18 protein-coding genes are annotated in these 25,428 nt (G+C 35.5%); all 18 read right to left on the reverse strand.

Features of this window, described 5'->3' with window-relative positions; translation table 11 throughout:
* Positions 1 to 164: 164 nt before the first annotated feature.
* Positions 165 to 1,409, reverse strand: coding sequence for a DNA-protecting protein DprA (locus tag G586_RS22850; RefSeq protein ID WP_051204761.1), 1,245 nt, complete (start codon positions 1,407 to 1,409; stop codon positions 165 to 167).
* A gap of 78 nt (positions 1,410 to 1,487) precedes the next feature.
* The gene (locus G586_RS0111955; protein ID WP_155834123.1) at positions 1,488 to 2,813 is read right to left on the reverse strand and encodes a hypothetical protein; all 1,326 of its coding nucleotides are present in this window, start codon (positions 2,811 to 2,813) and stop codon (positions 1,488 to 1,490) included.
* A gap of 122 nt (positions 2,814 to 2,935) precedes the next feature.
* A complete protein-coding gene (locus G586_RS0111960; protein ID WP_081674338.1) occupies positions 2,936 to 3,223 on the reverse strand; it encodes a leucine-rich repeat protein in 288 nt (95 codons plus the stop codon).
* 107 nt (positions 3,224 to 3,330) lie between these two features.
* Positions 3,331 to 4,272: a GDP-L-fucose synthase family protein gene (locus G586_RS0111965; protein ID WP_026527948.1), complete on the reverse strand. Its 942-nt coding sequence runs from the start codon at positions 4,270 to 4,272 to the stop codon at positions 3,331 to 3,333.
* A gap of 22 nt (positions 4,273 to 4,294) precedes the next feature.
* Entirely contained in the window at positions 4,295 to 5,386 is a 1,092-nt protein-coding gene (gene gmd / locus G586_RS22855) for a GDP-mannose 4,6-dehydratase (protein ID WP_051204762.1), read from the reverse strand.
* Positions 5,387 to 5,590: 204 nt separating this feature from the next.
* Entirely contained in the window at positions 5,591 to 6,466 is an 876-nt protein-coding gene (locus tag G586_RS0111975; protein WP_035773165.1) for a helix-turn-helix domain-containing protein, read from the reverse strand.
* A 145-nt stretch (positions 6,467 to 6,611) separates the two neighbouring features.
* Entirely contained in the window at positions 6,612 to 11,483 is a 4,872-nt protein-coding gene (locus G586_RS0111980) for an InlB B-repeat-containing protein (RefSeq protein ID WP_026527950.1), read from the reverse strand.
* Between the two features lie 130 nt (positions 11,484 to 11,613).
* Entirely contained in the window at positions 11,614 to 12,012 is a 399-nt protein-coding gene (locus G586_RS0111985) for a MaoC family dehydratase (RefSeq protein ID WP_035773167.1), read from the reverse strand.
* Between the two features lie 32 nt (positions 12,013 to 12,044).
* Complete coding sequence (locus G586_RS0111990; RefSeq protein ID WP_026527952.1) at positions 12,045 to 12,833, reverse strand: GNAT family N-acetyltransferase; 789 nt, start codon at positions 12,831 to 12,833, stop codon at positions 12,045 to 12,047.
* 12 nt (positions 12,834 to 12,845) lie between these two features.
* A complete protein-coding gene (locus tag G586_RS0111995) occupies positions 12,846 to 14,063 on the reverse strand; it encodes an ATP-grasp domain-containing protein (protein WP_026527953.1) in 1,218 nt (405 codons plus the stop codon).
* A 51-nt stretch (positions 14,064 to 14,114) separates the two neighbouring features.
* Entirely contained in the window at positions 14,115 to 15,932 is a 1,818-nt protein-coding gene (locus G586_RS0112000) for an aminotransferase class I/II-fold pyridoxal phosphate-dependent enzyme (protein ID WP_026527954.1), read from the reverse strand.
* 58 nt (positions 15,933 to 15,990) lie between these two features.
* Positions 15,991 to 17,448 carry an oligosaccharide flippase family protein gene (locus tag G586_RS22860; RefSeq protein WP_051204763.1) on the reverse strand — a complete coding sequence of 486 codons (1,458 nt, stop codon included), beginning with the start codon at positions 17,446 to 17,448 and terminating at the stop codon, positions 15,991 to 15,993.
* Positions 17,449 to 17,472: 24 nt separating this feature from the next.
* Complete coding sequence (locus tag G586_RS25005; protein ID WP_051204764.1) at positions 17,473 to 18,390, reverse strand: LicD family protein; 918 nt, start codon at positions 18,388 to 18,390, stop codon at positions 17,473 to 17,475.
* 145 nt (positions 18,391 to 18,535) lie between these two features.
* Positions 18,536 to 20,392, reverse strand: coding sequence for a hypothetical protein (locus G586_RS0112015; RefSeq protein ID WP_026527955.1), 1,857 nt, complete (start codon positions 20,390 to 20,392; stop codon positions 18,536 to 18,538).
* Between the two features lie 27 nt (positions 20,393 to 20,419).
* Positions 20,420 to 21,391, reverse strand: coding sequence for a glycosyltransferase family 2 protein (locus tag G586_RS0112020; RefSeq protein WP_026527956.1), 972 nt, complete (start codon positions 21,389 to 21,391; stop codon positions 20,420 to 20,422).
* Between the two features lie 41 nt (positions 21,392 to 21,432).
* On the reverse strand, positions 21,433 to 22,605 hold the full coding sequence (locus G586_RS25010) for a glycosyltransferase (protein ID WP_026527957.1): 1,173 nt from the start codon (positions 22,603 to 22,605) through the stop codon (positions 21,433 to 21,435).
* Positions 22,602 to 23,369, reverse strand: coding sequence for a glycosyltransferase family 2 protein (locus G586_RS0112030; RefSeq protein ID WP_026527958.1), 768 nt, complete (start codon positions 23,367 to 23,369; stop codon positions 22,602 to 22,604). The genes G586_RS25010 and G586_RS0112030 overlap by 4 nt, the downstream gene beginning before the upstream one ends.
* A 223-nt stretch (positions 23,370 to 23,592) precedes the next feature.
* Positions 23,593 to 24,654, reverse strand: coding sequence for a glycosyltransferase family 2 protein (locus G586_RS25015; protein WP_051204765.1), 1,062 nt, complete (start codon positions 24,652 to 24,654; stop codon positions 23,593 to 23,595).
* Between the last annotated feature and the right edge of the window lie 774 nt (positions 24,655 to 25,428).

A 25,428-nucleotide genomic window follows, 5' to 3' on the forward strand; every position in this document is an offset into this window, starting at 1 on the left:
TTCAGAATATAACTTTTCATACTCTATCTTATTTTCTTTATCAGATGTTATAAACACGCACTTGAAATTTTCAGTTAGTTCTTTCCACCTTGATTTACTGACATTATAAAAGCTATCTGCATCAATAACCAAGCCCTTTAATTGTGTAACGCACCGATACATATTCAGTCCTCAACCAATATAGGATCATTCCACTCTGAAATGAAGCTCTTTGTTTCCTGCTCTGCTGTTTTTCCTAGATCCTCAAGATAATCCACCAATGTCTGTTGTACAGGTTCTTCCCTCTTAACCTGAAAAATGTTATTTTCCGCAAGGCGCTCCAACACATCTGATGGCTTTCTGACAGGAATTGCCCCGCGCTCTACGTATTTAGCCGGCCAGGTTACTGTTTCCAAATGCAAAGCGGATTCCGGAATAAGGATCTGTCTTCCCTGCTTTAACGCAAAATCCGCCTGTTTAAGAGCACCAGAGGTCTCCCCTGCTTCCATTATGACTGTTGCTAATGATAATCCACTCATAACGCCATTTCTTAAAGGGAAAAACCATCTTTCCGTTTTACTCGCAGGTGAAAACTGAGAAACAACCAGTCCCTTTCTCTCGATTTCAAGCTGAACCTCTTTATTTTCAGATGGATAATACTGATTCAGATTTGTTCCAATGACAGCTATTGTATTAAACCCCATCCGCAAAGCCTCTGCATGAGCTGAAATATCAATACCCTTAGCCAATCCTGAGACAATCGTTATTCCATTTTTGCCAAGAGCATCTGCTAGGCTTCTTGTATTGGACTTTGCATTTTCAGAAGCCTGTCTTGAACCAACAAGCGCAACCGTCCTCTCTTCAAAAAGCAATGACTTCTTTCCTCTAATATATAAGAACCTAGGGGCGTCTTTTGTCTGCATTAATAAAGGAGGATAATCATAACTTCCTCTTTTAATTATTTCATCATTTTCTCTTAATGTTAGAAAAGCCTTATATGCTTTTTTATATTCATCGAAAAGATAAAAAGGATCAATTTTAAAGAAAGCTGCATAAGCCTTATATGCATCCTCAGAGTCCATCAACACATCAATAGCATGATCTTTTGAAAACTCATCAAATAATGGTTCAAGCTTTTTTTCTGTATAATTCAAGGCATTCATAAGGGTAGCAAAATTAAGTGCTTCTATTTTTTCTTTTGTGTCAAACCTAAACATCCCTTTATCCTCCCCTTGTCTCACTTCTGTAAATATTCTCAATTCTTCTTTTCTCTTGTTTAACTCATCAATATGATAAACTGTGCCGGAAGAATTCTTCTTTAATGGTTTAATTTTCCCATCCTGCACTAGTTTATTAAGCCTCTGCACGGTTATTCCCAAATACTCTGCTGCTTCCTTCGAAAAATATAATTGTTCTGCCAGATTACTCATTTATATATGTCTCCTGATCGCAAAAGTACTATAAGAGTTTAAGATTGTCAACTCTCATAAATATTCTTAATCTGTATATCATGATCTCGGGTTATACACTTCATACAGATAATCTATCTCCTGCTTCGCCGCGAAACAGATTTGATAATTATTCAAAATCTCTTGATTTACAAGCTCATATCCATAACCTGGAGCAAAGACATTACCCGTAATAATATAATCCTTCTTGTAAAAGCTTTGGCGAAATAATCCCATCGACACAAATATTATCTTATTCGCACCAATATACTCTAGAAGACAACGAATAGCATTAAAACCATTTCCATAATTCATATAATCATCGAATATACAAATGTTAAGCTTACCTTCAGCCCTTAATTTTTCAATCTTTGATTTATATGCTCCGTTTAAACATAAAGTTTCAAACTCATGAGTCCCGCCTATTGTAGATCTACCTCTCTGACTTCCACCATGTTGCTGAGGCTTTGACCTATGACGAACAAGCAAGTTCTGTTCTTTCATTGAAAAATCTTTCAATCCAGTCGGCAACATAACTTTCTTGATAAATCTAATTTGCTCAACAAATCCATATAACTCCGGATTGATTCTGCCACTTGACGAAGGAACAACCCCAAATATTGTAATGTTATCAAATGTCTTATCTCTTGTCATGTTGGCCAGGAAATAATACAAGAGAATTTGATAATAATTTCTGCTGGCTCCTTGTTTCAAAAGATTCTGAAAGTTACATAGCATTTGCCTTTCATTTTCATTCACCCCACCCACCATTGTTCGTGCATCATATAAGGCAATGCATTTTGATATAGAATCAACGTTGATCTCAGCGTACCAGTTCTCATTTTTTACAACTATAGACAGAAGTTGAAGTAACTGTTTCGGATTTCCAACTTGAACCCCATACTTCCCGACTTTCGCTTCTATCGGAAGCCATACCGGAGCAATTAAAAGTATTTTGTTGTTAACAGCCAACTGAAAATCAACATCCTTAGTACCTATCATCACGAAAGCATTGCTATCCTTTGAATGATCATTTATAAAGTCCCTTGCTACCTCTCGAGATATAAAATCAAATTTATCGTACCCTCTCTTTTCGCAAAATTTTTTTGCCTTATTGACCTTTTCTGGATTTCGACTCAAAAAAATCACCCTATTATTTAACAGAGCAAGTTTGTTCAACATATCAAGAACCGTATCCCTAAATTTAACAATCTGCATATTGTCATATCCCTCAAAACCCTTTATCAATAAATCAATATTGCAGAACAATTTTTTTTGCATAAGCTCCTTCCATCCTAAGCATTTAACATTATCAACTCTTAACAAAATAATATCATACTTATAGCTTAACTGTAAGCGGATTATTTGACGCTTACTATCTCTCATATTCTTTCAATATCAAAATCCGTCTTAAACCTATGTCTCAGTCATCCCCCTCACCCTCATACAAATTCAACTCGGCAAACAGCCTACACACGCTGCCACCGAGTTGAATCAAAACGACTTATTTATCTCTCCACTACCGTCCCGCTCTTCGGCAGTCCCTTCTCAGTAAAGATCTTCTTATATTTCTCCACCTTGCTCTTAGGTACCTTAACGACAACCTCCTTAGCCAAACCGCTAAATGCCTTCTTGCAAACGCGGTTCTTGGTAAATTTTGTGACCTTTACTACAATGGTCTTAAGGTTCTTACATCCATAGAGCGCCTTCTTACCAATCTTCTTCACATTCTTCCCAATAACAACCTTCGTTATAGTCTTGTTCTTCTTGAACGCATTATCAGCAACGGAAGTAATCTTGCAATTTACATACTAATGTACAACCAGTACAACCTACCCGACAACTAAAACTGTATCGATATGCACTATTACAAGCGTCCTTATCATGTTAATACATACCACTCTTATCTCTCTGCCCTCATTGGATTTGTCAAAAAGTCTTGATAAGCCAACCTTATACCATCCTCAAGTTCAGTCTTATAAGTCCATCCCATTGCTTTCGCCTTGCTCACATCAAGAAGCTTTCTTGGAGTACCGTTTGGCTTACTTGCATCCCACTCTATACGACCTTCATAACCTATAACTTTCGCCACAAGCTCTGTTAGTTCTTTAATGGTCAACTCTTTGCCTGTTCCAGCATTAACTGTTTCAGAACCACTATAATTATTCATAAGGAACACACAGAGATTTGCAAGATCATCTACATATAGAAATTCTCTCAATGGACTACCATCGCCCCAGCAAGTAACACTCTCTGCTCCTGACTCCTTTGCCTCATGAAAACGACGAATCAGCGCAGGCAATACGTGACTGTGTCCCGGGTGATAATTATCGTTTGGACCATAAAGGTTCGTCGGCATAACCGATATGTAATCTGTACCGTACTGCCCATTCAGATACTCACAATATTTCAATCCGCTTATCTTTGCCAGTGCATATGCTTCATTTGTCTCCTCTAATGAGCTTGTCAACAAGCAGCTCTCCGGCATGGGCTGTGGTGCAAGTCTTGGATAAATACAGCTACTGCCTAAAAACTCTAACTTCTTGCAACCATTCTGCCATGCAGAGTGAATAACATTCATCTCAAGAATCATATTGTCATACATGAAATCAGCCTTAGCAGTAGCGTTACCCATTATTCCACCAACCTTAGCAGCCGCTAAGAAAACGTACTCAGGCTTTTCCGTTCCGAAAAACTCCTCCACAGCATCCTGGCGAGTTAAGTCCAGTTCCTTGTGCGTACGGAGCACAAGGTTATGATATCCCTGACGCTCCAATTCTCTTACTATCGCAGATCCGACCATCCCGCGATGACCGGCCACATAAATTTTAGCATTCTTCTCCATAGGAATTACTGTATTACTCATCTTACTTCACCACACCCTTTTCAAGATATTCTTCAAGATTTGTTGCCATATGTTCTTCAGCTCTTTCTACAGCAACCTTTTTCATATCATGTTCAACCATAATACGTACCAACTCCTCGAACGAAGTCTTTGTTGGGTTCCATCCAAGCTCACGTTTAGCTTTTGAAGGATCACCCCAAAGGTTGACCACATCTGTAGGACGATAGAAATCTTCTGAGACTTCTACAAAAATACGTCCTGTCGCCTTATCCACACCAACCTCATTCACACCTTCGCCCTGCCATTCCAGTTCGATGCCTGCATGATGGAATGCCAGCGTTGCAAATTCACGAACACTATGCTGTACTCCAGTTGCAATTACAAAATCTTCCGGCTTGTCATTCTGAAGAATCAGCCACATGCATTCTACATAATCCTTTGCATAGCCCCAGTCACGTAAAGAGCTCAGATTTCCAAGATACAGTTTATCTTGCTTACCCTGTGCAATACGAGCTGCTGCCAATGTGATTTTCCTTGTTACAAACGTCTCTCCACGTCTCTCTGACTCATGATTAAACAGAATACCCGAGCAACAGAACATATTGTATGCTTCGCGGTATTCCTTTGTGATCCAAAAACCATATTGCTTTGCTACGGCATAAGGGCTATATGGATGGAACGGTGTTGTCTCAGACTGTGGCACTTCTTCAACCTTTCCGTAAAGCTCAGACGTAGATGCCTGATAAATACGGCAAGTAGCAGCCAACCCTGTGATTCTCACTGCTTCGAGAATGCGAAGAACACCAGTTGCATCGATATCTGCTGTGAACTCGGGAGAGTCAAAAGAAACCTGGACATGGCTCTGTGCTGCCAGATTGTATATTTCATCAGGTCTGACCATACCGATAACTTTAACCAAAGATGATGTATCACCTAAATCTCCATAATGCAGATGAAATCTGGGATTCCCTTCAAGATGAGCAATACGCTCGCGAAAATCCACCGATGAACGACGTATTATGCCGTGCACATCATATCCTTTTTCAATCAGGAACTCAGATAAATATGATCCATCCTGGCCTGTTACTCCTGTTATCAGTGCTTTTTTCATTATGATTCAACCTCCGAAATGAAAAATTCTCTTACATTAAATACAGTGGTCGCATACTCTTAAAAACTTCTCTGCAAAACTTCGCAGTAACCACTGATAGTGACAATATTACCCATTCACCGTAGCAGTTTGAATTCAGAATATAGGCTTCCACTTACAATATATTGGCTTTTTGGAAAAAGAAATAAAAATCGAGAGCAATGGTTCTCACCACTGCTCCCGGTATTTACTTGGCGGTACACCCTCAACTTCCTTAAAGCGCTGACTGAAATAGTGTGGTGCTCCAAAGCCACACTCATATCCTATCTCTTCCACATTCTTTTCCGAGAATCTGAGGAGCTGCTTTGCTTTAGTAACGCGTACCGACAGGATATATGAGGAGATTGATTGACCAAACTGATCCTTGAAACTCTTGGACAGATAATACTTATTAATAAAAAACTGCTCTGAAAGCTCATCCAGTGTAATTTTGTTTGAATAGTTGAAATCAATAAAGCTCTTAACATTTACCAACAACGATTTCTTCTTTGGCAAATCTTCCTGATTCTCTGGATGCCATGATTCCGACATGATGTAAACCATGAGTTCTGATAATTGCTGATTTATCAGCATATCTCTCATATAGTCCGTTCCTGCAGCTGTGCTGAAGATTGTCTGCCAAAGAGTATTTATTCTCTCTACATCTTCAGGTACAAACACCGGTCGCCCGCCGCGCTCTTTATACTTTTCATAAACAGAACTTACCGTTGGTCCGTAGAAATGGATCCATCTGAGAGTCCAGAGATTACATGGATCAGTTGTATGAGAATAAGGAAAACTACAATCAACAAACACACATGAGCCACTTGATAATGCATATTCCTTATCTTGATATAGTAGTACTCCTGAACCATCAGTAACTATAAAAAACAGATAAGACGTGAGCCCGAGTCTGCTTGATGTATGGCCTTTCTTAGCTTCCAATTCTCCAATTTCCTGAAGATGAAGAAGCGACGAACGCGCAAAGGATGATGCTGTATAAAGGATACGGTTAGAGTTAACCACGGAAGCGATGGAATCGGTAAAAAGTTCGACATTGTTCATAACTTAGTTGTTTTAGACCTTTCAAACTGACATCAACTGTTCTATTTGTCTGGCACCTTGCCACTCTATTAGTATACTACAGATTCATCTAAAGCATGAAAACCATCTACCAGCAAACAACCAGCAGATGGCTCCATCTATTTCCTTATCTCTCCACTACCGTCCCGCTCTTCGGCAGTCCCCTCTCAGCAAAGATCTTCCCATATTTCTCAACCTTGCTCTTAGGCGCCTTAACGACAACCTCCTTAGACACACCGCTAAATGCCTTCTTACCAACGCGGTTCTTGGTAAGTTTTGTGGTCTTTACAACAATGGTCTTAAGGTTCTTACATCCATAGAACGCCTTCTTACCAATCTTCTTCACGTTCTTTCCAATAACAACCTTTGTAATTGTCTTGTTCTTCTTGAACGCATTATCATCAATGGATGTGATTTTCACTACTGTGCCATCCTGCAGTTTCACACTACCGGGAATTGTCACAGACTTCTTATCACTGTCCTTGGAATAGATAAAAGCAGCTTCCGGAAGCTCTCCATTCTGTCCAACAAAAGTAATCTTGCAACTTACATACTTATTGACAGCCGGTACAACCTGCCCGACAACTAAGGCACTCTGTGCTGCTTTATCACCGGTATTTGATCCGCTTTCAACCGGAACCACCGTTCCACCGGCATTAGTTCCACTATCATGCTGTTCCGACGTATCTCCAGTAATCGTTCCGCCATCTCCGGCACCTGAACTTCCACCCTGGCTATTCCCTGATCCATTCTCACCAGAAGTATTACCTTCACTACCAGAATTTCCACCTTGTCCCGGATCAGTTCCCGGACTATCACCTCCCGGATTATCCTCAGGCGTATCAGTTGGAGAAGATTCGTCTCTACTCCATCCTGCATACAATGTCAGATCCTTAGCAGGCATAGTACCAAATGAAAATACCTCAGTACACTCTGCATTAGCATACCAGCCTTTGAATACATGACCTTCCTTAGTAGGCTCTGCCGGCGTCGGTATCTGCTCTCCATAAGCGACATTTACTGGCTCAATCTCACTGCCACCACGAGTGTCAAATGTAACAATATATCCATTGATCTCCCAGCCTGCATAAAGTGTCAATTCTCCTGCAGACATAGGGCCAAACGCAAATAGCTCAGTACACTCCGCATCGACATACCAACCTTTGAACACATGCCCTTCCTTAGTAGGTTCTGTAGGTACAGGTATCTCTTCTCCGAACACTACTTCAATAGGTTCAACATCACTTCCGCCGCAAGAATCAAATGCCACGCCATATTTATTGATTGTCCAACCTGCGTATACAACAATATCCCTAGCAGGCATAAGCTCTTCACCGGCAGCAAATGCAGCTGTGCATTCCTTATCAGTAAACCAACCTGTAAATGTATATCCCTCTCTCTCGGGAGTCTCTGGCACAGTAATAGCAGATCCATATGCAATCATTACAGGAGCAACTTCATTACCTCCGCATGAATCGAATGTAGCAGTATATTCATTAACTTCCCAACCTGCATAAAGTGTCACATCCCCTGCAGGCATGGTTCCAAACTCATAAGGAATCTGACATTCTGCATCTGAATACCATCCAATGAAGGTATGTCCCTCCTTCTGAGGATCCTCTTCAGGTGCCACAACTTCAGAACCATACTGAGCTACTATATCTGTTATTTCATTTCCGCCATTAGTATAAAAACTGATTACATAAGTGTTTACATTCCATCCTGCATAAACAGTTATCCCTCCAAGTGGCATAGTACTAAACGCATATGCCTCTGTAAGAAATTCATCAGAATACCAGCCTGCAAATGTATAACCTTCCCTTACAGGATCTTCAGGAGCCTCTACAGCCATCTCATAATCTGCAGTAAGTGCATCTACTGTGCTGCCGCCATTAGTCACAAACCTTATTACATACTGATTAGCTGTCCAGCCTGCATATAAAGTCAGATCTCTTCCCGGCATCTTTCCAAATGTAAAGACACTCTCACAGGATGAATCCTCATACCATCCTGTAAATACATATCCCTCTCTCGTGGGCTCAGCAGGCACAGCAAGTTCTGTTCCATAGACAACATCCGTATATCCCTCAATATCAGATCCGCCATTACTGTCGAATGTCACAGAATAACTGTTAATATCCCACTTTGCATACAAAATGGTAGTACCAAGCGGCATGGTATCAAACATATACTCAGTAGCTAATGCCCTGTCAGAATACCAGCCTGCAAATGTATAGCCTTCTTTCTCCGGTGCACTTGGTGCTGATATTTCCGTCTCATATCCTGCCATAATGTAAGGCACATAATTACCACCATTAGAAACGAAACGCATCATGTATTCTTTTGGAGTCCACTTAGCATAAAGTGTATAGTCTCCAGCCGGCATAAAACCAAACGGGAACCTCACAAGATAGGTATTATCCTTATACCACCCAGCGAAAACATACCCTTCGCGTTCCGGAGACTCAGGAGCTGAAATCTCAGAACCATACTCACCCGTAATAACATCTTCAACAGCTGATCCTCCACAGCTGTCAAACTTCAATGAATAGCTATTAACGTCCCATCTAGCATAGGTCGTATTACTACCTTCATTTATAGCATCAAATAAAAACTCATTCTGGAAATCCTTATCAGCATACCAACCGGCAAAGGTGTAGCCTTCCCTATCAGGATCTTCAGGTCTTGCAATTTCACTTGGATCCTCAGTTATTATGGTAGGAATCACCGTTCCACCATTTGAAACAAAATTGAGAGCATAGACATGGCTACTCTCATCAACATCATGCCATCCCGCATATAACGTTATATTTCTTGCAGGCATCTTGCCAAACTTGAATAGAGATGTGCAGTTCTCATCTGTATACCAGCCAATGAAAACTGATCCTTCTTTAACAGGATCATCAGGTTCTTCTATATTTGCCCCATACTGATATGCCTTAGCTGCAATCTCTGTACCACCCTTACTATCATAGGTAATAGTATATGTCGAATTAGAGATATCACTACTTTGAATAACAGTCTTATAATTTGTGCAGACCAGCTTGCCATCAGCATCTCTACCAATAACAGCAATCACATTTCTCTTGCCCATGGGCTCTGTAAGCATATCCGGACTTATTGCAAACGAGTATCCTTCCTCATTTGCAACAGCATTCCCAACATACTTACTGTTTATATAAATTTCATATTTTTCAGCAGCTGCTTTTGAAGAGTCTATCAAAAGTTCTGTTTTTACCTTGTTTCCAAGGATACAATCTGCCGGAAGGTGCTCAGATACTACATCTTCCACCCCCCCTATAACATTAAATGCTAATTTATCTTCCTGCTTTAAATATGAATCGCCCCTACTGGATTTAATACCCGAAAAAGATGATGATAATGTTTCATTCGTTGAAAAGGTACTATCAAGCCATCCTAGTCTATTAGAAAAATAAGTCTTAAAGATTTCTGCATCAGTTTCAAAATTTCTTCTTTTATATTTCTCCACAAATACATCTTCAGGATATTTCAGATCATTAGCATTCCCTGCTTCGCGAATCATATTTACACTAATATCAAAAAGCCCGCTGTCTGAAATGAGCTCATCCAAATAATCTCGCTTATTCCAATATAACTCTGCAGCCTTTACCTGAAAAAATGGATCATCTACAAAGTCTTTCCAAAGCGTTCCAGTTGAAAGCTTCCACCCTGATGAATTCTTTCCTACTGTATAACTTCCACATCCCCAGTCAAAGTCCCACACCGGACCAAATATCAGCTTTTCAGCTTTATCGAGATAAGCATATCTGCTTTTATAAACCGCATCATTATTGCCAAGCGTCTCCATAGTAAGCCAGTATTTTACCATAGAATCAAAATCAGCATAATCAGAATAATGCTTACCCTTATTATTGCATCCCGAATCAGAAGTCAGTGCGTTCTCATAGCTCTGCCAAAAGTTTGCTGAGAATGTCATCATGTCCTCATTACTTCTCAGTTCCTCGGGCTTCTTCAGCATAATCTTAAGACCATTATCAGTCATAAACTTCGAAACTTCATCATATTCTTCTGATGATTCGAATAAATATCCCCCCGTTATGTCTAGAATTTCTTCATAATCATCCAATTCGTATTTCTTGTCATTATAAATAAACTCCCCTGTACTCACCCATTCAAAATCCGCACATAGCAGCTCTTCTATGGCGTCCTGATCTTCATCGCTAAGTTTATCAGCCTTTTTTATACCCTTCGCAACACTTTTAGCCAGGTTTTCCCAATCAAAAATATCAACTCGAGTCTTATCTATTCTAATATTCTCTGAAAGCATGTATAATCCGGAATATTCATCATTGATAACAACATCTACCCAGATCATCTCCATGTTCTCAAGCCCAAATTCCTTTGATATCACTGACCCAAGCTTATTTCTCATAGCACACTGATCCAAATAATTCGAAATCAAAACCCAGTGCTTATTTTCGCCCATCCCAAACAAATCTGATTTTTTATTCAATTTAATCTTGTATGGCTTTTGTGGGAACGCCGCTGAACTATTCCCCCTAACTCTTATAGTGATTTTCCCATCATACTTAGCATCATATCGATCATTTCCTTGGATAAACATCGATGCATTTCTATCAGTCTTGTCGAGAATTGCTCTTCCATCATCGGTATTAATATAAATTACTGGTATATTACTAAAGTAAAGTTTATCCTGTGCTATTTCATTTCCCTGGGAATCAAACCCCTTTACAGAAATCCATTTCTCCATATCAGATTGGGACGGAATAAACTCATCCCCAGTTTCAATCTCCGTTCCGTCAACATACCATTTAAGGCTAGTCACAGAATTAGACTTAGTCACTTTAATTGCTTCTCCGACCTGTACATTTTCGTTGTTAATACTCAAATCACCTTCTGTAGCATATGTTATACTTCCATTCATAAACACAAGGTATCCTATGAAAACAACTAAAGACATCCTGACTATACACATTTTAAGCCTTTCGCCCCTCATTAAACTTCCCCCTTTACTTCTTGTGCATGTTTTTATTACAAAACTAAAATAAAATTACCTATCGTAAAAACGCTAATTATCATTGATATTACATTAACCATTGCCAATATCATTTTGAAAATATACTACATTAATCGCAGTATTTCACTATTGCATATCCTTCTGTAACTATTTCATCCTTGCTATTTGTGATAACTGTATCCAGCTTATATATACCCTTCTCAAAATTTATTACTTCAGAAACAATCACATTAGCCGTAACAGTATCTCCAATAAATACTGGTTTCTTAAACTTTAAATCCTGTTCCAAATAAATAGTGCCTGGTCCTGGGAACTTAGTTCCTAACACCGTAGAAATGAAGCTCCCGGTGAGCATCCCATGTACAATTCTAGATCCAAATATTGAGTTTTCTGCTTCAATCGCATTAATATGAAGAGGATTAAAATCACCAGTAATACCTGCAAATAAATATACGTCACTTTCCGATATTGTTTTAGAAAAAAAGGATGTATCTCCTACCTTTAACATAACCTTCTCCACCTGGAATCATAAAAATAGTCTTAAATCAGAACTTCCCGATTATACTGAAGAATTTTCCCTACAATAGCAAATCCATTTTTCTCATGAAATACTCGTGAATAATCTTCAACAATAATTCCACAAGTTTGTTTGCCCTCATTCTCTAACTCTTGGTATATGCTTTTAAGCATAACAGAACCAAGCTTCTTCCCTCTCTGAGAATCTGAAACAAGCAATCCTCCACAAATTGCAAAATCATTTAATTCAGCATATGAAGAAACGCATGCAACTATTTTGCCATTGTCCTCAATGTATTTAGTTCTACCATAATTATCCTTCATCCTTTCTTGAATTTGTTCACACAATGCATTTGGAGATTCATACCTATCAGCCCATTCCGTGCACATAAATTCAGCAATTCTAGGAATATCAGACATTTCTGCATTTTTCACCATAGTGATATCGATATCTTGAAAACACTTTGGCGCCATAACTAATACTTCTTTGTTATTATATTTATTAAAACTAGGAATTCGTTTGTTTGCATAAGAAGGAAAAAACATAGTCCTAGGATTTAATTCATTAACCAGGGCTTCTACTTCATAAAAATCAGCAAATGTATCTCTGAAATATACATGCAGGCATTCATAGTACATAAAAGCAGTAGCAACAATACTATTGTCTTTGTGAAAAGCAAATACCATTGTGTGCTCGTTATTTTTTCCATATTTTATTAAATTTGCATACAAAAATGGACAATTAAAATAATCATCCTTAACAAATGCTTCAATCATTCCTAAATCACTAATCGAATCGACCCTAGTAAACATATATCATTTCTCCTATACTATGTTATTAGTTTCAAGTGTCTTTTTGCTCACTTTGAAATCTATCATATCAATGCATTCTTGGCACCGAGTTAATGCTTCTTTTGTAGTATTCCCTTTGCAAACGACATATCCAAATCTTGCTGAGTTATCCGTACTTTTTGAATAGAACTTCCCTTTTTCACCAATGATTTCTATCTTTATCACACCTTCTCTTTTTTCGGCCAATTCTACATTATAAATATTGTCTAATATTCCCTCTTGAGCCGTAATAAACCGAACACCAACACATTCACCGCTATTCGAATAATTACTAACATCTGGCTTTTGTCCAAGTGCCAGTTCTATTGTTGCTTTAGCCATATTTATACCTGTTACAGAAGTGTCTAACAGATATGTAGTAATACAATCAGCCCCCATTCTCGCTCCTAATTCAACCATCTTAGGACCTTCTTTTGTTATAATTATTTCAACATGAGCTGGACTATTCTCTAATCCTATTGCCAATACTGCTTTGGATGCTAGTATCTTAATCTTCTCTTTTACGGGATCTGATAATATAGATGGTTGCGAATGACCTACCTCAAAAAAATGTGGTGAGCCAGATGTTATTTTATCAGTTATCTGTATTATATGAGGAATTCCATCAACAACTATTACTTCTACACTGACTTCAGGCCCGCTCATATATTCCTCAACCAATACATCTCCCGACTGCCCTGCTTCAGAACTGAATCTTAATGCATCTCCCAGCTCATCTTCATTATTAACAATTTTAACTCCCCTTCCACCTGCTGAATCAGTTGGTTTTGAAATAACCGGATATGGTATAGATAATTTAAAATCATTAATATTATCCTTACTTATAACTTGAAATTTAGGGTGCATAACACTATTTGACTCAAATGCCTCTAGCATTTTAACCTTATTTGTCGCTTTTAATGCAACATCAACTGAGTACCCTGGCAATCCCATCTCTTGGCAGATAAATGCACCAGTCATAACAGGTGTGTCACAAGCTCCTATAACAATACCATCAGGCTTAAACTCCTTAGCAATTTCAAGTACTGCCATCTTATCCCTAACACTGCAAATAAAAACTTGATCAGCATATTCAAATGCTGGCGCATCAGGATTTATATCTACTATACCTACAAATAGTCCCATCTGCTTTGCTTTTTTTACAATTGGCACTTGGAATATTGGTGCTCCTAATACTAGTACTTTCTTCATAGCTTTATCACTTTCATAATGACTCTTTCACACAATTCGACTATAGTACTTTTATCTAACCGTCCCCAGTACTTCTTTCATAGCTGAAAGCAGTTTATTATTATCTTCCTCATCTCTAATTGCTATTCTTAAATATCGTTCAACACCAAGTTTCGCAGACAACTCTTTAATTAAAATATTATATTTAACCAACAGTGTTTTAAGCACTTCTTTAGGTGAAATCCCTTCATCTAGTTCCACCATCACATAATTTGCTTGACTTGGTATCACTCTTATCCCATTAATATTAGCCAATTCATCCTGAAAACGTTTCCTTTCTTTTCTAAAAATATCTAACGCTTTTATATAGTCCTTTTTGTATTTTTCCTCAATTTGCATATAAAACTCAGCAAATGAGTTAATGTTCCAAATAGCCACGTCCTTCTTCAGCAGCGCTATGGTTTCTGTATCACCTGATGCTAATACTCCTAACCTCAGTCCTGGAACACCATAAGACTTTGATATGCTTTTCATTACATACAAATGTGGATTGCGTTCCAAAATCATCTGATCAATCAACGTTGCATCTTCTTCATCCGCAAAATCCACAAAAGATTCATCAATAATAAGTCTAATCTTTCTTTCTTCAGACCAAGACACCAATCGTAACATTTCATTCTTCTCTATATAGTTTCCACTTGGATTATCTGGATTCACAACTACTAAGCTATCAATGTCCTTATCTCCAAAGAAAGCAATTAAATCGTCTACAGTATATGAATAATCTGAATTAGTTGGTACAAAATCTATGGAGTATTCTTTATCATACCTGTTAGGATACTCTTCAAATGTAGGACGAACAAATCCCACATTTCCACGAAGTGTATTCATTAGCGCCTTAATCAATTCAGCAGCGCCATTACCAACAATTATATTTTCCTGATGAACGCCAAAGTTCTTTGCTGCTAATAAACTGTTAACTCTCATACCTGAAGGATACTCTGTTAACAATGTATCAAAATTTGCTCTCATTTCATATTTCATTCTCTCCGGAGGAAAATATGGATTCACTAAATAAGAATAATCCAGCAGCTTAGGATATCTCCAATATCCTCCAAATCGAACTTGCATAAGTCTAACTTTCTCATCATCGTTAGGCATAAATATAGTCTCTGCTATATCCAAGTCTTGAATATCATCAATCTCATACCATTTTTGCCCAGATAATCTTTTAGCCTTTATTTCCGGATCATCTAACATTGTAATTACTCTAAGAACTTGCTCATAGTATTCATTCTCACCTAATGCCGATTGGTAGGCATTTAAAAATGGCACATAGTGTGTTTCTGAAAAGTGTTTGCTAAATTTATATATATTTACTGTCTTATAATACTCCTTTATTTCATTAAATTTGAACCTTTTCCCTGGAACAAAGGCTTCTATACTGTCATCATCCCCAAGCTTCACGCAAGTACCATCCATCCATGATTCATATTTGTCCACCAACGCAAGGGTTTCTCTCTCATCATTCAACAACTCATCAATAACAGCATCCTCAAATATAAGATCTGATTCGAATAATAGAGTATCCTCAGTACATAACCAATCCTTCGCCAATGCTAGAGAATATATGTTATTTGTCTTATCATATATAGGATTATTAATATATGTTATAGCAGTTTTTATATTTAAACCGCTTATATAATCTATCAGTTTTTGACCTTCGTATCCTACAACAATAACTATTCTTGACAAATTCTTACTGTCAAGCTGAGAAAGCATCCTCTCAATCAATGTAACGCCATTAACTTTTATCATACATTTTGTATTGTTTTGTGTTAATTCCTTTAAACGTTTTCCCATTCCAGCTGCTAAAATAATTGCTTGCATTTTTTCCTCCCAATGTTAATGTGTGTTAAGTGCATACTAAAATACCAAGACATGCTTTTTATTTTTTTATTACTCCGTTCAATCTTTCTCGAAATTGGCCATAAAGATATATCATAGACGAATCCTTTATTTTCAATAAAAAAAGTGCATAAAAAGATGCTCCTAATACAGATTCGACTATTAAAGTCACTATATTATTTACAACTTGAATATTATCCACTATTGCTATAAGAAATGCCATTATTATTCCTGCCAATATTTTCTTATATACACATTCAAAAATTGTTTTTATTGGCAAATAGCCATCACATTTCCAAATATATAAAACAGTAATAACCGATTCAGCAATTATTGAACCAATCACTGCCCCAGTAGCTCCCCAAGTTGGTATCAGTGCCAAGTTAATGCAAAGATTGACCCCCGAGCCAATGATTATATATCTTGAGCTTTCTAAACGCTTACCAACTGGTGTGTAATACTGACAACCTAAACAATTTGATACACCAATTATTACAATTAGTGGAGTCATGAGTCTCAATAAGCCAATTGCTGGTTCATATCCTTTTCCAAAAAAAACTGGAACAAATCTTTTTGATATTGCAAAGATTCCAAAGGAACTTCCTAAGGATAAAAACATTATGAAATCAAAAGAACGTTGTATTTTTTCGCGAATTTCATTATGTCTTTGTTCTTTAAATAAATAAGCCATCCTAGCTCCCATAACGGAGTTTACCGAAGAAAAAGCTACGGTTTTTGCTATATTAATAATCTTTGTGCTTTGTTCATAATAGCCGTTAGCATAATTGTCTTTAGTGATTACTCCTATAAGTGTTTTATCAAGAACCGTATATACTGATGTCGCTATAGTTGGAATAAAGTATACAAGTGTTTGTTTTAAGTGTTTTAAAACTTTTAAACTAGATAATTTTACGGGTCCGAGCATAGATGGTAAATATACCCACATCGAAATACTGCCCAAAAGTTGTGCTACGGAATTAATAAGAATATAAATAATTAGGTCATTCTTATCTTTTACAAGTAAAAATAAAAAGACGCAACCGAGTGTCTTAATTACAACATTTCTTCGTACTATTTCTTTTATTTTTTCAACTCCCGTGAAAAACCAAGAAATGTCAAATCCTACACTTAATAAAATTGGAAATTGTGCCCAAAAATAAGGACGATAATTATTATCTATAATACATAAACCCACCCAAAACGAAGAAGCCATAAGAGTTGTCAATGCTGAAAGCAGTTCTATTTCCCAAAACGTTCTGCTTAATTGTTCTACTGAATCCCTATTTCTAGCGCATTCTCGTATTCCGTAACTATTTGTTCCAAGCGCAGCTATCATAGTAAAATACGACATTATTGAAGCGCTGTAGCTATAAATGCCAATACCATCTGCTCCTATTACTCGTGATATATACGGAGCAGTAGCTAAAGGTACAATAATCATATAAATATCATATAATGATCGATATAAATAATTATTTTTCAAACTTGCTTTTGACATAACCTTCCCCAATAAACAGCATATTCATGATATGCTATGCCAATTTAATTTTAAATACTCAGTGTAAGGAGTAAATGGATCAAAAAAAACTTCTCCATGTAATGTTGGCGCTTTAACTGGTGTCATATAATTATTACCGTAATATACTGATAAAACCTTTTTAAATTCATAGGGAACAGGAAATGAAAATCCTTCAAAATCTAAAAAACACTCCGAATTAAACCATTCTCGCTTTAGCATACAAAGCTTGCTTTTGTCTCTCCTAAATCCAATTTTATCAACATAATCACTGTTATCTCTTTTTATTAGCATCTCAAACTTATCGTATAAGCTTTTTGAATCGCCATATTTCGCACAATAGAACCTTGTTCTAATATCCCAATAAGCTTGTCTAAATAGATTGTCACAATTATTATTCATCTTTCTTAAGATTTCAAGTATCTCAACTTGTGAAGCCAACTGTTTATCAATATCTTCCTCAGTATCAGGAATACCATCCAATACAAATATATCTAAAAATATTCCCTGATTAAATTTAACTCGATTTTTCTCATTTGGTAAAATTCCTGTAGTATTTGAATTCCTTAGCTGAGCATGTGGACGATAATAACCTATATCAGTATGCGCAGTCTGTAAGAAATACGGTTGTTTAAATTCACTCGCACACTGCTTCGTAAGGATGTCATAATCACTTCTTAACATTATTACGTCTATGTCATCATCCCAGGGAATGAATCCACCATGCCGAACTGCACCTAATAAAGTTCCTGAATCTAAAAAGAATCTTAAGCCACATTTTTTACATACTTTGCTAAATTCAATAAGTAAATCCAATTCAACAGCCCAAATATTTTTTATATCTTTAGAAACAAAATACCCCTCTCTTTCTTCCTGCACAAAAAAAGATTCATTAATATCATTGACAATTGGTAATGTATTCATAAATATTCCGTCTTTCTGTTAAGATAGGCCATAATTCATTCCTACCTTTTCACTTTCTTAGTATTATCTGTAGCAATATAGCACTGCTACAAAACACTCTAACTCTCTGGTACTATCTCAGCACTCAGAATATCGTAATTATATATTAGTTTTTATCTCTAAGTTTCCACTTTGAATATGTTTCATTTATGATTCTCTCAGCTTTTTCACCTTTATAATAAACACACTGATTTTGAGACAAAGAAAGACGATTGTACCCTAACCCAATCAATTTATCATTTGTTTCGCCATTATACTCAAACACTAATGCCTCATCATCTTCTTCGCTAGGATAATGAAAAATGAACGGGTACTTATAATGATTCACCTGAAGAATCAAGCCCAATCCTTGAGATGTTTCCTCCACAATGTTGACATACGAATAAAATTTCAATGACTCTATATTATCTGGTGCATATTCCAAGAATTCCACCAATTTATCTACTCTGGAATAATGATTCTCCAATTTACTAATACCTGCATCAACATCTAATGAGCTACGAAGTATAATTATGGCAAGCATAACACCATAAACAAAGACTCTTCTCTGTTTTATTCTTAAAATTCCCCATACAAATGCGAAAATAATCAAAAGCACGATTGCAACTTGAATAAAATCTATTTTTTTTGCTTTGACTATCCCCAAAGTATAAGCCTCAATAATACCTTTTAAGGTGCTAGCTGTATATGTACTATTTCCAATAGCATACACAGAAATACATTTTATCCAAAGCAAACTCAATAATGTCATAATCAACATATATTTATTAATTTTCTTCTTATCAATCGTTATGTATTCACCAATCAAGGCGATCGTACATATAAAAATAGGCGAAAAATAGGGATATATATATCGATGATAATACAATATTCTTATTGCATCAGAGTAATAATTCTTATTCTCGAATACTTTAATAATATCTGCTGCATTCGTATTATACTGGCCTCCAATTGTAACTACTATGCATATTATTCCATAAACAAAAACTAGCCAATAATTCATAGAAATAGCTGTCTTTTCGTATAGTAGAAAGAACGCACCATACACTACAACAAAAAAAGCCAACCCGACAAACAAAAAGTTAAGGACTGTAAATTGTCCCAATAATGTCCTTAGCCCATTCAATACATATTCCCATCTAAAAACAGAAGATAAACGAATATTTACATCAACACTTACATTTTTTATTTCGCCTATTCCAGTATGCGTATTCGGAAAAAGATAATTATACTGCCATTCAATAAATTTGGAGTTTAGTTTATATGCAGCAATACTACTAATAAGTATAAACAACAAAAATCCAAGTTTTTTCTTATATATCAAATAAAATAATATATAAATTGCCACATACACTACTATGATTGTGATTGCTCTTTGATGCACAGCAAGAGCCAAAACAAATAATAATATATATATTATTGAAAATACAGCCTGTTGACTTCTTTTTCTGTAATTAGCCATACATAACATTATAAAGAATGCCCCCCATACCCAGGCACTATATATAGTCTCGTTGTAAATATATACATAAGGTATTGATGTCAAAAATCCTGCAGACATAGCAAGAGAAAACGCTATATATTTATTCACAACAAAAAAGACTCTTAGCGTGAAATATGAGAATAATACCGTTAACGAGCCAATGGCAATTTCTATTACAACCAATAATCGATAAACTATGCTCATCGGAACTCTATTTAATAGTAGTGGATATGAGAAAATCGAAAGTCCAACACCATAGTATCGATAATAATTATCTAAAACATTTTGCCAATCAACACCCGCCATTTTCATTGGTAATGCGAGCATTAAATACTCATCCCCTGTTGTGTAAGGCACAGCAAATGGTAAATTAATCATCGCTCTAATCGCGATACAAAACAAATAAGCAAATAACGCTATGTATTTATCATCAAGCTCATTGATACGTTTTCGCAAACAATATAAATATTCTTTAGTCATCAATATACATCCTTTGATAAAATAATATCAATCGCCCATGCATTTCCTAAGTACGGAAGCTAACGGATAAAGAAAATATCTAGATTTTCGCAAAAGCATCATTACTTTTCTGTTTTTCAAGCTGTCATAAACTCCCCGATTAGTCTCCTTAACCTTTCGTTCATAAAAAACAAGCTTTTTTTTGACATCATTACTAATTGGACATAACAAAGCAGTATCTATATAAGCATAGTATATAAATCCCATTTTTGTTATGATAGCCCTTTCAGCTTCCTTTTCTATTGGAGTATCCTTAATAAAATCCAAAGCGTAATCTACAACCAACTCTAAATCACTTAAGTGACGAATTTTGTTTTTCCTGCTTACACTTTGTTCTTCACTACCCAAGACATATTGGTATACTGTAAAATCGACGTATCTGATGGTTTTAACACAATTCAAGGGTATTAGACAAAACAAATTATCAGTATATAAACACTTATTAGGCAGCACAAGTCCACTATTTAACAGCACTTCCTTTTTATATGTTACAGAATGCATTGTAAAGTTCTCAGCCAACGAACTAATATCTATCTGTAGCCCATTTGCTCTATCCTTTTTTATTATCCTTTCTTTTCCATCTAAATAGCATTCTTTAAAGGGCGTAAAAACTAAATCATCATCTATACTCGCCAAGTAATCAACAAATTCTTCCAGCTCTTTTGGATCAAAATAATCATCACCGTCTAATAATTTAAAATATTTGCCACTCGATATTTTTAGAGCAGTATTAATTGTGGAACCATACCCACCATTTTCTTTATCGATAGCTATAATAATTCCAGGATATTGTGTATTAAGCTCTCTTGCTACAATATCTGTTCCATCCGTTGATCCATCATTGACAATAATAATCTCGATGTTTTCAACGTTTTTTGCCTTCAATACAGACTCTACAGTCCTATTCAATGTCTTTTTTACATTATATGCTGCTATAGAAATAGTTAATACCTTATTCATAATTCTCCCATTGTAAAAAATGCCACTAGTAATACACCTCGTTAACAAAGCAAACTCGAATATAACTGCTCGTGCATTTCAAACATCTTATTTTGATCTAATATTTGGTACGTTCTGCTAATATAACTGTTTTTATCCAAGATATCCTGAAATGATAACTCATCAAGCATACTACATAGGTCATCATTATTCAAAGAAAATAGCCATCCATTATGTTCATTGACTATTTCAGAATTACCTCCAACATCACTAGCCATTACCGGTGTACCACACGAAAGACTTTCAAGAATGGCACATGAATAATTCTCTGCAGCACTCGGTAATATGAACACGTCACTGGCAGCATATAATGAAGCCATTTCATTTTCATCATTTATTTTACCATGTTCAATAATCTCATATTCCTTTGGTAAAGAATCAACTAGAGGGCCCCCAAATATATGAATTTCAAACTTTGCTTTATTTTTCAAATTATGTAAAGCATGAATTACAGTGCCAATATTTTTATAACTGCTTCTATTAGAGTTACTTCCAAACAGTATTCTGATTTTATTATGATCCAACTCTTTTTTTATAAATTTGAAGCAATTTAAATCTACGCCATTATTAATAATCATCTTTCTATTATTTTGCAAAGCACTTTGATTCACCAATTCATATAACCACTTTGAAGGAGTTATAATGAATATTTCAGAGGAATAGCTTTGCATCTTTCTTTCAAACATTTTTTTACTATCCGAAAAAAAGACTTTTGGATAAAGATTCCTATGTGGGCATTTCGCACAATCCGTTTTCCATTTTTCACATTCAATTGAATACGCACAATGAGCAGTTATAGCCCACTGATCATGTAAAGTCCAAACCACATGGCAGTACTTCGTAAAATATGCCAAATCACTAACTCCAATATAATTACCATGTATATTGTGAAAATGAACAATGTCAATGTCATAGTCCTTTATCATTTTTCTAATCAAATATCTAGCACGATAATCACGAATTCTTGCATTATTTGTAAGAACTTTAACAATAGTGTTTAAACAGCCTAATAGGCCTTTTTGCGGATAAACATAAGGAACATCAGATCCTTTTGTGTGTTTACCCTCCATAAAATAGGTATTATTACCATATTGCTGCATTCCCTTAAATAATACCCGGGCAATCTTTTCAGCTCCTCCTCCATATAGATTTGTATTTATATATAAAATATTCACGAATGCACCCCTTTAGAATTTAATGTAAATAATCTCCCTAGTCCCCCTGTGATTTTTTGAATAAACTTATTAATCACAAGAAAGTACGGGCAATATCTAGATTGTATATTATATCGCTCCGTCAAAAGATGAGTTTTATTTTCATCCGAAGAACTTACTCCAGAATTATCATAATTACAAATAACCTGATTCATGTAACAAATTCTATATTTTTTGAAATACATATAATACAACCAATCTCTATCCGCACAGAATTTGAACGATGTATCAAATTGATACTCATCAAATAATTCTCTTTGCGCTATTATACTCTGATGACATATCATATTTGCCATAATCAAAGAATGAATTCCGAATCTTTTTTTTATTATTTTTTGTGTCCCATTGTTTTTCATTACAGCAGTGTTTCCATATATTATATTTGGATATTTTTTTTGTACTATATTGTTAATAATCTCATCAACAGTATTTTGGGAAAAAAAAGTATCACCCGCATTTAAAAAAATAACATAATCACCATGTGCGTGCTTTATAGCTTTATTCATAGCATCATATATGCCTGCATCTGATTGTGAATATACTGAGATGAACATATACTTTTCTTTATATTTAGTTGCAATGTTCAGTGTATTATCTGTCGACCCACCATCACATATTATCGATTCCAACTTACAATTTGTCTGATTCTGTAAAACAATAGAGTCCAGTGTTTGTCCTATCTGTTTTTCACCATTTTTAACAACTGTTATAATAGATAATATCATCTAAAAAGTTCTTTCCTTCCGTATTTTCTTTGAGGTAATTCAATTATATTTTTCTTTTCGCAATGACATCGTTCATAACTAAATAATCAAACATGTTTCCAGAATTATCTAGTGACATTTTTCAACAAAACATCACCACTACCATCAATTTTGTCATAAGTAAAAAACATGTAATTTATTCATGAACCCTACTTTTATCCGTCTTTATTATATAAATACAAAATTATAAAGATCTTCTTGTTTCTATTCTCAACATATTTTTTATATATCTAAGGATTTCACATACTTTTATCGCAAAATATGGATTTATACAGGCGCAACATGCGATAAAGCGCCATATCATATTTGTATTATTATCCACGAGAACAGTCTTCGCATTTCGTTCCACGAATTTACATAACTCCTTTTTTAAAAGGATACTGCTTTTTTCGTTTTGTAGGTTGCTAGCATAATTACACGCCAGTGTGAATTGCTTATTTATTATCGCACGCGATAGTCTACCATTTGTTGAAGATCTAATATCTCCGAAAAGTCTTTTAATAGCATTCCATGATGGCTGTATTTTTGAGTATTGCATAGTATGAACAGCACTATTGGGTACCTGATAATATAAATAACTAATACTTGGTGTATAAGCAATCCTTTTACACATTAAAAATAATTCATAAACAAATATCATATCTTCGCTATATGGAACATCTTCCCAAAAATGAATGCTCTTAACCATATCTGCTTTTATGAGTTTTACGACAGGATAACCATTCAACTTTTTTCTATATAACATAGCAATTGCTGCTTCTTCTCCTGAATAGATTTCAACATTTGAATCTTGGTGAAATACCGGTTTTTCTTCTCCTAATCGCAATTTATAATATCCACATACCGAAACGTCAGCATTATATTTAGTTATATTTGAGTACAGTTGTTCGATATGCCATGGATACACATAGTCATCAACATCAATAAAAAGTATATACTCACCCTTTGCAAGTGATATTCCACAGTTCCTTGCGCTAGAAACTCCTGCATTTTTTTTTGAATATATATTAAATCGATTATCCGGCTTGCACTCAAAAAATTTTTCCAATGTTTTATCTGCAGAACCATCGTTTATCATTAAGACTTCTATATTCTTATATGTTTGCTCCTCTAACATTTTAATGCATTTTTTTACATGCATTTCCCCATTATAAACAGGAACAATCACAGAGATTAAACTATTCCCTAACATATTTTCATCTGATTTGTGATCAATATTTGATAATTTCATCGTATTTCTTTTCATTTCTCGATACACTCATTGTTAAAGTGTATTAAAATTTGATTATTATAATGCCTTTATTAGAAATAATCGTATGCTGTATCTCTCTGAATCTATCATTATAGTAAATTAAGAACAACCGTCAATACATGCCATTTCTTTTGAAACTATGAGTTTATCAAGCAAAAATATCCAAGTTCTACTCTCTTCCATAGCTCAATTTTGTTCGCCCAAAAGCTAAATAGAATTACAATATGCAATACATAGCTAGACTTGTTTAATCCCTACCTTACAGCAAAGCAAAAGATTGATTAAGTTTTGATATAATATATTCCAAAAAAACTTCATACAAATTAACTCAGCCATTATACTCTTTTTAAAATGTAATTTCTAGTTAATTAAAATATACCAGACAGCCAAATTTTAATAAATAAAATATAAAGAATCACAAATTCCATCACTTCCATATGAATTAATGCCATTACACAATTCGCCATTTTATTAAGATACCGATTCCTAAAATTTATTGAGAATCTCTTCTGCATCACCTTTACAAAACGACCTTGGGAACTCATAAATCCTTGCATAGGTCAACCAAACCCACAACCAATTGGAAAAGGTGGGTCTAATTCATTTTTTGTAGTTATGATGTCTTGTACTAACATTATTCCCATTTGAAGAATTGTTTTGTAATCATTTTAACACTCTAACTCTGGCACTTGATCTATCTCAGCTTTGAAATAAAAAGAAACATCCTCTTGCATAATCATCCATAGATTCACCAATGATGGACTTCTA

Source organism: Butyrivibrio sp. VCD2006 (assembly GCF_000423925.1).
Classification (GTDB): Bacteria; Bacillota; Clostridia; order Lachnospirales; family Lachnospiraceae; genus Butyrivibrio.

What these genes read in the sequence shown, in the direction of transcription:
- G586_RS0112000 (WP_026527954.1), bottom strand. Translation starts at nt 15,932, where the DNA reads ATGCAAGCAATTATTTTAGCAGCTGGAATGGGAAAACGTTTAAAGGAA.
- G586_RS0111990 (WP_026527952.1), bottom strand. Translation starts at nt 12,833, where the DNA reads ATGTTTACTAGGGTCGATTCGATTAGTGATTTAGGAATGATTGAAGCA.
- G586_RS0112015 (WP_026527955.1), bottom strand. Translation starts at nt 20,392, where the DNA reads ATGACTAAAGAATATTTATATTGTTTGCGAAAACGTATCAATGAGCTT.
- G586_RS0111985 (WP_035773167.1), bottom strand. Translation starts at nt 12,012, where the DNA reads ATGTTAAAGGTAGGAGATACATCCTTTTTTTCTAAAACAATATCGGAA.
- G586_RS0112030 (WP_026527958.1), bottom strand. Translation starts at nt 23,369, where the DNA reads ATGATATTATCTATTATAACAGTTGTTAAAAATGGTGAAAAACAGATA.
- G586_RS0111955 (WP_155834123.1), bottom strand. Translation starts at nt 2,813, where the DNA reads ATGAGAGATAGTAAGCGTCAAATAATCCGCTTACAGTTAAGCTATAAG.
- G586_RS0111975 (WP_035773165.1), bottom strand. Translation starts at nt 6,466, where the DNA reads ATGAACAATGTCGAACTTTTTACCGATTCCATCGCTTCCGTGGTTAAC.
- G586_RS22860 (WP_051204763.1), bottom strand. Translation starts at nt 17,448, where the DNA reads ATGTCAAAAGCAAGTTTGAAAAATAATTATTTATATCGATCATTATAT.
- G586_RS0111995 (WP_026527953.1), bottom strand. Translation starts at nt 14,063, where the DNA reads ATGAAGAAAGTACTAGTATTAGGAGCACCAATATTCCAAGTGCCAATT.
- G586_RS25005 (WP_051204764.1), bottom strand. Translation starts at nt 18,390, where the DNA reads ATGAATACATTACCAATTGTCAATGATATTAATGAATCTTTTTTTGTG.
- G586_RS0112020 (WP_026527956.1), bottom strand. Translation starts at nt 21,391, where the DNA reads ATGAATAAGGTATTAACTATTTCTATAGCAGCATATAATGTAAAAAAG.
- G586_RS22850 (WP_051204761.1), bottom strand. Translation starts at nt 1,409, where the DNA reads ATGAGTAATCTGGCAGAACAATTATATTTTTCGAAGGAAGCAGCAGAG.
- G586_RS25015 (WP_051204765.1), bottom strand. Translation starts at nt 24,654, where the DNA reads ATGAAAAGAAATACGATGAAATTATCAAATATTGATCACAAATCAGAT.
- G586_RS0111965 (WP_026527948.1), bottom strand. Translation starts at nt 4,272, where the DNA reads ATGGAGAAGAATGCTAAAATTTATGTGGCCGGTCATCGCGGGATGGTC.
- G586_RS0111980 (WP_026527950.1), bottom strand. Translation starts at nt 11,483, where the DNA reads ATGAGGGGCGAAAGGCTTAAAATGTGTATAGTCAGGATGTCTTTAGTT.